General features: G+C 64.9%; 11 protein-coding genes and 1 pseudogene. 5 read left to right on the top strand and 7 right to left on the bottom strand.

Features of this window, described 5'->3' with window-relative positions; all coding sequences use genetic code 11:
* From AC2VOU_RS01210 to AC2VOU_RS01200, 3 genes are all read right to left on the bottom strand, one after another.
* The coding region (locus tag AC2VOU_RS01210) for an exodeoxyribonuclease III (RefSeq protein WP_486955710.1) at positions 1-345 on the bottom strand (345 nt) is incomplete at its 3' end.
* A 50-nt stretch (positions 346-395) separates the two neighbouring features.
* Positions 396-1,118 carry a GNAT family N-acetyltransferase, cg3035/Rv0428c family gene (locus AC2VOU_RS01205; protein WP_486955708.1) on the bottom strand — a complete coding sequence of 241 codons (723 nt, stop codon included), beginning with the start codon at positions 1,116-1,118 and terminating at the stop codon, positions 396-398.
* Positions 1,118-1,711 (bottom strand): peptide deformylase, encoded by a 594-nt coding sequence (locus AC2VOU_RS01200; protein WP_486955707.1) that lies wholly within the window; start codon positions 1,709-1,711, stop codon positions 1,118-1,120. The genes AC2VOU_RS01205 and AC2VOU_RS01200 overlap by 1 nt, the downstream gene beginning before the upstream one ends.
* A 183-nt stretch (positions 1,712-1,894) precedes the next feature.
* Here AC2VOU_RS01200 and napA point away from each other — a divergent pair, with 183 nt between their 5' ends.
* Together napA and AC2VOU_RS01190 are read left to right on the top strand one after the other, a co-directional pair.
* Positions 1,895-2,203 (top strand): nucleoid-associated protein NapA, encoded by a 309-nt coding sequence (napA, locus tag AC2VOU_RS01195; RefSeq protein WP_486955706.1) that lies wholly within the window; start codon positions 1,895-1,897, stop codon positions 2,201-2,203.
* Between the two features lie 64 nt (positions 2,204-2,267).
* A complete protein-coding gene (locus AC2VOU_RS01190) occupies positions 2,268-2,732 on the top strand; it encodes a LytR C-terminal domain-containing protein (RefSeq protein WP_486955705.1) in 465 nt (154 codons plus the stop codon).
* Between the two features lie 600 nt (positions 2,733-3,332).
* On the opposite strand, the gene AC2VOU_RS01185 is transcribed toward AC2VOU_RS01190, so the two are convergent.
* The 4 genes and pseudogenes from AC2VOU_RS01185 to AC2VOU_RS01170 form a co-directional block, all read right to left on the bottom strand.
* Positions 3,333-3,572: a hypothetical protein gene (locus tag AC2VOU_RS01185; protein WP_486955704.1), complete on the bottom strand. Its 240-nt coding sequence runs from the start codon at positions 3,570-3,572 to the stop codon at positions 3,333-3,335.
* A 181-nt stretch (positions 3,573-3,753) separates the two neighbouring features.
* Positions 3,754-4,158 carry a PIN domain-containing protein gene (locus tag AC2VOU_RS01180; RefSeq protein ID WP_486955703.1) on the bottom strand — a complete coding sequence of 135 codons (405 nt, stop codon included), beginning with the start codon at positions 4,156-4,158 and terminating at the stop codon, positions 3,754-3,756.
* A complete protein-coding gene (locus tag AC2VOU_RS01175) occupies positions 4,155-4,400 on the bottom strand; it encodes an AbrB/MazE/SpoVT family DNA-binding domain-containing protein (RefSeq protein ID WP_486955702.1) in 246 nt (81 codons plus the stop codon). The genes AC2VOU_RS01180 and AC2VOU_RS01175 overlap by 4 nt, the downstream gene beginning before the upstream one ends.
* A 412-nt stretch (positions 4,401-4,812) precedes the next feature.
* Positions 4,813-4,938, bottom strand: a pseudogene (locus AC2VOU_RS01170) (HNH endonuclease signature motif containing protein); the annotation flags it as partial.
* A 181-nt stretch (positions 4,939-5,119) separates the two neighbouring features.
* Between AC2VOU_RS01170 and sodC the strand changes: the two are divergent.
* From sodC to AC2VOU_RS01155, 3 genes are all read left to right on the top strand, one after another.
* Positions 5,120-5,806 carry a superoxide dismutase[Cu-Zn] gene (sodC, locus tag AC2VOU_RS01165; protein ID WP_486955701.1) on the top strand — a complete coding sequence of 229 codons (687 nt, stop codon included), beginning with the start codon at positions 5,120-5,122 and terminating at the stop codon, positions 5,804-5,806.
* On the top strand, positions 5,796-6,941 hold the full coding sequence (locus AC2VOU_RS01160; protein WP_486955709.1) for a glutamate--cysteine ligase: 1,146 nt from the start codon (positions 5,796-5,798) through the stop codon (positions 6,939-6,941). The genes sodC and AC2VOU_RS01160 overlap by 11 nt, the downstream gene beginning before the upstream one ends.
* The coding region (locus AC2VOU_RS01155; protein ID WP_486955700.1) for an LON peptidase substrate-binding domain-containing protein at positions 6,941-7,383 on the top strand (443 nt) is incomplete at its 3' end. The genes AC2VOU_RS01160 and AC2VOU_RS01155, both read left to right, overlap by 1 nt.

The following is a 7,383-nucleotide window of genomic DNA, read 5'->3' as shown; positions in this document are numbered from 1 at the left end:
AACGTAGATGCTCCACACCCGCACTCCCGCACAGGTGGCGGCCAGCGCCCGCGCCTCGGTCGCAGCGGCGGCGTCCGGTTTGCTGCTCCAGGTGGGTTGGCCCTGGAAACCGATCTCGACGTTGTCCAGTCCCACCCGGGAGGCGATCGCCACGCCGTTCCACTGGTTGATGCCGACGTGCGCCACGTCGTAGCCGAGTTCGAGACACGGCATGGTGGGGAACTGCTCGTCGGAACACTTGGTCTCTTGCATCGCGAGCATGTCGACCTCGCCGCGCTTCAGCCAATCCAACACGCGGGGCAGGCGGGAGCGGATCGAGTTCACGTTCCAGGTGGCTATCCGCAGACGTGGCGGGTCGGCGTCGTCCACCAAGCCGTCGGGCATGGCTGAAGACCCTACGTGAGCGCGATGTAGCGCGCGTGGTGGTGCAGGGCGAAGCCCAGCGACCGGGCCAGCGCTGCGGTGTCGCGATCGCCCTCGGGGATCCGGACGTAGCCGCGGGTTGCGCCCTGGGCCGCACCCCAGGCCAGTTGCGCTTCGCAGCCGTTCTGGATCCGCGCCAAGCCCACCCAGCGCGTGCCGTCCGGGGCGTCGGCGACCACGGCGCCCGACTGCTCGGCACCGGAGTCGGCGTGTACATCGCACACCATCACCCGGTTGGGGTGCTCCCCCAGATGGGGAAGTCGCAGTAGGCGATCGGGCACCGCCAACCGGGGGACCAGGCCTCGGAGCCGATACCAGTCGACGATCGCCGGTATCGTCGACTGGTTCGCCGAGATATCCAACGGCACAGCTGAATTCGAGGCGTGGCTGCCGTCGGCCCCGGCGCGCAGCAGCCAACCGTCGAGCCACTGCCGTTCGATACCCGGCCACGCCAGCGCGTCTGCCTGCTCGAGTGCGCGAATCTCCGAGGTGCGCACCGGCTTATCGCTGAGCGTGCGCACGGAGACGACATCGCCGGCGCTGAACTCCACGATCTCGCCCGTCGTCGTCGTGATACGCACGACCGCTGCGGTCTCGATCAGGTGGCCGATCACGTCGGTCAGCGGTGGTACCGAACCGGAGGCCAGGCGGTAACGCACCGCGACCCGGGTGCCGGCCTCGGGCCACGAAACCATCAGTGGCCGAACGGGTCCGGGCCCTCGCCCGGTGTCCACGACAATCCCGGGACGCCCCAGCCATGCGACTTGACCGCTCGCTTGGCCGAGCGGGCGTGGCGTCCGACCAAGCGGTCGAGATAGAGAAAACCGTCGAGGTGACCGGTCTCGTGCTGGAGCATGCGCGCGAAAAGCCCAGTACCTTCCAGGGTTATCGGGTTGCCGTCGGCGTCGAGTCCGGTGACCTTCGCGTAGTCCGCCCGCCCGGTGGGAAACGACTCGCCCGGCACTGACAGGCAGCCTTCGTCGTCGTCGTCGGGGTCGGGCATGGTCTCGGGTATCTCGGAGGTGTCCAGTACCGGGTTGACCACGACGCCGCGTTGCCGCGCCGGTTGTCCGCGCTCGTTGGGGCAGTCGTAGACAAAGACCCGCAGATTCACGCCGATCTGGTTGGCCGCCAGTCCGACCCCGTAGGCGGCGTCCATCGTGTCGTAGAGGTTGGTGATCAGCCCGGCCAGATCGACAGGCAGTGATCCATCCGCCGCCACGGGCACCGGTGTGGTGGGTTTGTGCAGGACGGGATCTCCCACGATGCGGATGGGTACGACGGCCATGACGGCAAATCTTAAGCCCGAGTCCGGCTTCCCCGGTTGCGGAGTACGGGTTCGGCAGGCAACCTCACCTCGTCAGCCGACTCGCGGGTCTGGCTTCCAGGTCAACAGTTGTCGACGTGGTTGAATAATCGCCGGAGCAGCGAGCATTCGAGAGTCGCAGGGTCTTGGAGGATCAGGAGCGATATGGACAGCGCTATGGCGCGGGCTAATCGATCGGGGGACGACTCTGGACTCGACGATGGGTTGACTCGCCGCGAACACGACATATTGGCCTTCGAGCGTCAGTGGTGGAAATACGCCGGGGCCAAAGAAGAGGCCATCAAGGATTTGTTCGGGATGTCGGCCACGGCGTATTACCGGGTGCTGAATGCGTTGGTCGACCGACCCGAGGCCCTGGTCGCCGACCCGATGCTGGTGAAGCGGCTCCGCCGGCTGCGGGCCAGCCGGCAAAAGGCGCGGGCCGCTCGGCGGCTGGGCTTCGAGCTCACCTGAGAATTGTGCCTGCTCACTGGGCGTCGGTGTGGGTTTTCCCGCGCTCGTGGATACAGTGACTTCGATGAATGAGCGTGTTCCCGACTCGACTGGCCTTCCCCTGCGGGCGATGGTGATGGTGCTGCTTTTCCTGGGTGTCATCTTTTTGCTGGTTGCATTTCAGGCCATGGGTTCGGGCAGTAACACCGACGACGACTCGGCCGCGGCGAGCATGACGTCCAGTGCGACGGCGTCCAAAACCTCGGCGAAGCCGGCGCCGAGGGCCGATGTGCTCGTCTTCAACATCTCCAGCTCCAAAGGCGTCGCGGGCAAGGCCGCGGACCAACTCAAGCAGGGTGGTTTCAACGTCACCAAGGTCGACAACCTGACGCTGCCCGACGTTTCCCGGACCACGGTGTACTACACCGATGCGCCCGGCGAGCACGAAACCGCCGATGCTGTGGGCCAGCTACTCAAGGCGCAGGTTGCGCCGCGGACCAAAGAGGTTGCCGATCAGCCACCCGGAGTGATCGTCGTCGTCACTGGCTAGACGGCGGATTGTTCGCGCCCGTCAGGGGCTCGGCGCGGGTGGCGCGGCCGGCGGCGCGTCGGCAGGCCCCTTGGGCGCCGCGTTCCCGTGCAGGCAATCCTGATATTCCTGAGTACCTGGGACGTTGTCAGAACCGCACGTGCAGTCGTGAATTTGCGCGGGCGGAAGCGAATTACAGAAATCGCTGCCGGCCGAAGCCGATGGTGCGGTCCACAGGACAGCAGCGACCAGGGCTGCCGCTGTACGACCGACCGTGACCAGCAGTGCTCTCGTCGTCATCTCGGGATTCCCTTTTCTCTGCAAGGCCGTGGCTCTCTGGGGACGCTGCTCGGAATAGTAGGTGCTCGCGACGACCCGTCAACCCCGGCGGCGTTCGTCTCGACGCGCCGCGCCGGGTCTTGGCGACGGGTCCGCCGCCGTCTGGGCATCATCGCGTTGCGTCCGCGCGACGCGCAACGGGATCGGTGGTGGGCAGGGGCCCCGGCGGGTAGGCACAGGCCTGGGGGAACAGCGCGCGCTTTTGTTGATCATCAGGGCCGAAACAAACACAGCAATCACACCTTGCTGACCAGTCGGGAATCCGCCACAGGGCCATCTGGATCACGTCGTGGATGTCTGCCATAGGGCGCTCACCGGCATAGCGAGCATTTTTGGCCCAAATGGCAGGGTCTGCGCTCCGGTGTGCATGACAATGCCGGCACGGAAATCGCCGACGGTCCGCTCAGCCAGGTGCCGCAGTTCACGGAAGTCGGCGGGCCCGACAGTAGATGCTGCTTTGACCTCGATGCCAACGACGTCGCCGCATCGATGTTCGAGGACGGCGTCGAACAGGGTCGGCATCCACACCCTCTCTGCCGAACTCGCCGGGGCACGTTGATCTGCCGCCGCAGTAGGCGTGAATCTGCCGCATATTAGCCCGTGGATCTGCCGCACTGTGTCGGTGCAATCGAACTAGAGCGCTCCCGCGGCCGCGGAACGGGCCCACCCTCGTCCCAGACACCGGCGCTTGCGACGACGAGCGTCAGGTCACCAGTTCGTATTCCACTTGCAGCAGTTCGTAGATCCTGACTGCTCGCCGGTCGCGGGTCAGGAGTGTCGCTCCAGCAGCCTTCGCCGTCGATCCGATCAGCGCGTCGTAGGTGGCGCCGCCGGTGACGTTGTGTATAGCCAGGTGGTTGATCAACTCCCGATGCGATTGCGCGTCCAGCGTGAGGTAGTCGGCGGATGTGACATCGGCCAAATACGCCTGGACGACCGCAGCCGCGACGCGATGCGGCGGTGGCAGGCGGGTGAGGACAGAAAAGGTCTCCACCGCCGCGTGTGCAACCAGATGGACGCCCCGACTGAGGGCACGCACGGCGGATTGGTGCGCTTCGTGCCACGTTGCGAATCCGGCAACAAGGATGCTGGTGTCGGGGGCGATCACCGCCGCACGCGGTCCATCGTCTCGCGGACGATTTCATCGGTCAGCGGGGGCAGCGGGCCGTCCGGCCGTGCAACGAGGACGGAACCTTCCCGAACCAGTTCGACATCGGTCGGCGCCGGTTCGATCTCGATTCGGCCATCGCGCTCGGTGATCTCCACCTGCTCGTTGCCACGCAAGCCGAGGCGATCACGAATCTTCTTGGGAATCACCAAACGCCCTGCCGGGTCGATGGTTGTTCTCATGGTTGAAAATCTACCATTTTGTGTCGACTACTCATGTGAGTGACCTCAGCTGGCGCAAACAACGCCCCGCGACCTTGCCGGACCGCTTGACATGCTCAGATCGTTCCATAGCGTTGACGAGCGAAGACCCCGGAACGATCACTGGCTTAGCCACATCGCCGAGGGTTACGTTTTTTGCGGCAGACTGAGCCGAGCTTGTGGCAAGTCGCGAACCTTCCCCCTGATGTGGGTGTTTTCGGGTCACGTCTACGTCCAGCGCATCGAGTGTGCATCCTGGGCGTCGAGCGTGCATCGTGGGCGGGACAAGCGCGAAAATCCCGCCCCCTGTGCACACTCGAAGCCGTCAGCGCACACTCGACGCCAGCAGGGGCAGACCGAAAGCGGCAAGCGCACGACCGGCCGACACGCCAGCCAGGTTTGAAGCATGCGTAGGGCTGCTTTCGGCGAAGGGGACGGTGTGATCGATGTCGCAGTCGAATGCCGAGTGATCGCCGCCCGGCCAGCGGCACGTCAGATCCCGGCACTTGACCACCCGAGCAGCCTAGGTCCGCTTAAGCAGATAAGCAGTCCATGATTCTGACGGTGTAGATCGGATCTGACATGGCCGCGTGCGATGGCCTAGACGTCAGGTCCGCATGACACCTCGCTGGGCTGGGTCGGTCGTTCCCCTCTTATGCGGGCCGTTCCGACCCGCATCGTCGCCGGGATAGGCTCTATCCATGCTCAAGCAAGCCAGCAACCGCGCATTTGCCGCCACCACTGCACTCGTCCCACTCGCCGCCTCAGCCGCGCTGATGAGCGCGTGCAGTCCGGACCAGCTACCCACCAACACACCTGGCACACAACCCCCGATCTGGACCGGCTCACCGGCACCGTCGAGCGCGGAGCGAAGCGGCATGGATAGCCTCACCACGCAGCTGAACGACGCCAACGGAAACAAGGTCGCCATGGCAAAGTTCGAGTTCAACCAGGGCTACGTGACCGTCACAATCGAGACCACTGGAACCGGTCAGCTCAGCCCGGGCTTCCACGGGGTGCACATCCATTCGGTGGGCAAGTGCGAGGCCCACTCGGTAGCCCCAGCCGGCGGTGAACCCGGCGACTTCCTCTCTGCAGGTGGGCATTTCATGCCTCACGGCGAGCGTGACGCTGGCGCGCTGAGCGCTCTGCAGGTCCGCAAGGACGGTGGGGCTCTACTGGAAACCACCACCGACGGATTCACCAAAGCCGACCTGTTGGCCGGTGCGGGCACAGCGATCGTCATCCACGCCGGCGCCGACAACTTCGGCAACATCCCGGCGGAGCGCTACAGCCAGGTCAATGGCGCACCCGGACCGGACCAGATGACGATGTCGACTGGCGATGCCGGCAAGCGGGTGGCCTGCGGTGTGATCGCTGCCGGTTAGTTGCTCGTCGGACAGGGGGAGCGCTATCAGGGTCAATTTCGCGTCCTCGCCCCGCCCGACGCTGGGAGTCGAATGGGAGTTCGCCCTTGTCGACGCCCAGACGCGCGATCTGAGTAACGAAGCCACCGCGGTGTTCGCTGAAATCGGCGAAAACCGCCGTGTGCACAAGGAATTGTTACGGAACACCGTCGAAGTCGTTACTGGCGTGTGCGACAACACCGCACAGGCGATGGACGATCTTCACACCACACTGAAGTCCGTGCTGCCGATCGTCCGGCAGCGCGGCATGGAGCTGTTCGGCGCGGGCACCCACCCCTTTGCGAGTTGGTCGACCCAGCAGCTGACTGATGCGCCGAGATACGCCGAGCTGATCAAGCGCACCCAGTGGTGGGGCCGCCAGATGCTCATCTGGGGAGTGCACGTCCATGTCGGAGTTTCCTCGCCGGACAAGGTCATGCCGGTGATGTCGTCGTTGCTGAACTGGTATCCGCATCTGCTCGCGCTGTCCGCCTCGTCGCCCTGGTGGGTCGGCGACGACACCGGGTACGCCAGCAACAGGGCGATGATGTTTCAGCAGCTACCCACCGCAGGCCTGCCGTTCCAGTTCGACAAGTGGGACCAATTCGAGCGTTTCGTTCACGACCAGAAGAAGACCGGCATCATCGAGGATGTCAACGAGGTGCGGTGGGATGTTCGCCCGTCACCGCACAACGGGACGCTCGAGGTGCGGGTCTGCGATGGTGTCTCCAACATCGGCGAGCTCGGCGCGTTGGTCGCGTTGACGCACTGCCTGGTGGTCGATCTGGAACGTCGTCTGGATGCAGGCGAGACACTGCCCTCGATGCCGCCGTGGCACAACCAGGAAAACAAATGGCGCGCAGCCCGTTACGGGTTGGACGCGATCATCATCTTGGATGCCGACGGCAACGAACGGTTGATCACCGAGGACCTCGGCGATCTGCTGAACAGGCTGGAACCCATTGCTGAAACTCTGGATTGCGCCGAAGAGCTGGCCGCGGTGGCAGACATTCCGCGGCGCGGTGCGTCGTATCAGCGGCAGCGTCGGGTCGCTGAAGAGCACGACGGAGACTTGATTGCAGTCGTCGACGCCTTGGTCGAGGAGCTGGAGATCTGATGCACCGCGCAGCTGAATTCGGCCGACTGGCAATGTTTCCACTGCAGTCGGTGTTCCTGCCCGGGGAGGAGCTGCCGCTGCAGATCTTCGAGCCGCGTTATGCCCAGCTGGTGCGAGACTGCTTGCAAGACGACAAACCTCGTTTCGGAACGGTGCTGATCGCGCAGGGACGCGAAGTCGGCGGCGGGGATAGGCGCAGCGATGTCGGCACGGTGGCCCGGGTCGCCGAGTGCGTGGAGATCGCCGGTTCGGGCCGGTTCATGCTGCGCTGCATGACCGCCGAGCGGATCAAGATCTGCGAGTGGTTGCCTGACGACCCCTACCCGCGGGCCGTGGTGCAGGAGTGGCCCGACGAGCCGGGGGAATCGGTCAGCGCCAGTCAATTGGAAGACCTCGAAGACCGGATGATGGCGTTGTTCGAGCGCATTGCCGCCGCGCGCGA

The organism is Mycobacterium sp. TH-M25 (assembly GCF_057473665.1).
This window is presented reverse-complemented; position numbering and strand designations above follow the sequence as displayed.

Excerpts from the sequence above, each read along its gene's own strand:
- AC2VOU_RS01185 (WP_486955704.1), bottom strand. The coding sequence starts at position 3,572 with ATGCCGACCCTGTTCGACGCCGTCCTCGAACATCGATGCGGCGACGTC.
- AC2VOU_RS01200 (WP_486955707.1), bottom strand. The coding sequence starts at position 1,711 with ATGGCCGTCGTACCCATCCGCATCGTGGGAGATCCCGTCCTGCACAAA.
- napA (WP_486955706.1), top strand. The coding sequence starts at position 1,895 with ATGGACAGCGCTATGGCGCGGGCTAATCGATCGGGGGACGACTCTGGA.
- AC2VOU_RS01190 (WP_486955705.1), top strand. The coding sequence starts at position 2,268 with ATGAATGAGCGTGTTCCCGACTCGACTGGCCTTCCCCTGCGGGCGATG.
- AC2VOU_RS01175 (WP_486955702.1), bottom strand. The coding sequence starts at position 4,400 with ATGAGAACAACCATCGACCCGGCAGGGCGTTTGGTGATTCCCAAGAAG.
- AC2VOU_RS01205 (WP_486955708.1), bottom strand. The coding sequence starts at position 1,118 with ATGGTTTCGTGGCCCGAGGCCGGCACCCGGGTCGCGGTGCGTTACCGC.
- sodC (WP_486955701.1), top strand. The coding sequence starts at position 5,120 with ATGCTCAAGCAAGCCAGCAACCGCGCATTTGCCGCCACCACTGCACTC.